This is a genomic window from Streptococcus sp. HMSC078H03, assembly GCF_001808655.1.
Classification (GTDB): Bacteria; Bacillota; Bacilli; order Lactobacillales; family Streptococcaceae; genus Streptococcus; species Streptococcus salivarius_G.
Genome location: NZ_KV794122.1, coordinates 1 through 375 on the forward strand (window position 1 = coordinate 1; position 375 = coordinate 375).

General features: G+C 52.3%; 4 tRNA genes. All 4 read left to right on the forward strand.

Annotated features, from left to right (window positions below):
* Positions 1-35 precede the first annotated feature (35 nt).
* The 4 genes from HMPREF2607_RS09670 to HMPREF2607_RS09685 all read left to right on the forward strand — a co-directional run bounded on the left by HMPREF2607_RS09670 (position 36) and on the right by HMPREF2607_RS09685 (position 371).
* Positions 36-108: transfer RNA gene (locus tag HMPREF2607_RS09670), tRNA-Asp, on the forward strand.
* Positions 109-126: 18 nt separating this feature from the next.
* Positions 127-199 (forward strand) — tRNA-Lys (locus HMPREF2607_RS09675).
* A gap of 5 nt (positions 200-204) precedes the next feature.
* Positions 205-286 (forward strand) — tRNA-Leu (locus tag HMPREF2607_RS09680).
* A gap of 12 nt (positions 287-298) precedes the next feature.
* Positions 299-371: transfer RNA gene (locus HMPREF2607_RS09685), tRNA-Thr, on the forward strand.
* Positions 372-375 lie beyond the last annotated feature (4 nt).

A 375-nucleotide genomic window follows, 5' to 3' on the forward strand; every position in this document is an offset into this window, starting at 1 on the left:
AGAGGGTCAGCGGTTCGATCCCGTTAACTCCCATAGGTCCCGTGGTGTAGCGGTTATCACGTCGCCCTGTCACGGCGAAGATCGCGGGTTCGATTCCCGTCGGGACCGTCAAGTAGAAATATTTGAGACTCGTTAGCTCAGTTGGTAGAGCAATTGACTTTTAATCAATGGGTCACTGGTTCGAGCCCAGTACGGGTCATATATGCGGGTGTGGCGGAATTGGCAGACGCACCAGATTTAGGATCTGGCGCTTAACGGCGTGGGGGTTCAAGTCCCTTCACCCGCATTAGAAAAGTTAGCCGGCTTAGCTCAGTTGGTAGAGCATCTGATTTGTAATCAGAGGGTCGCGTGTTCAAGTCATGTAGCCGGCATAAA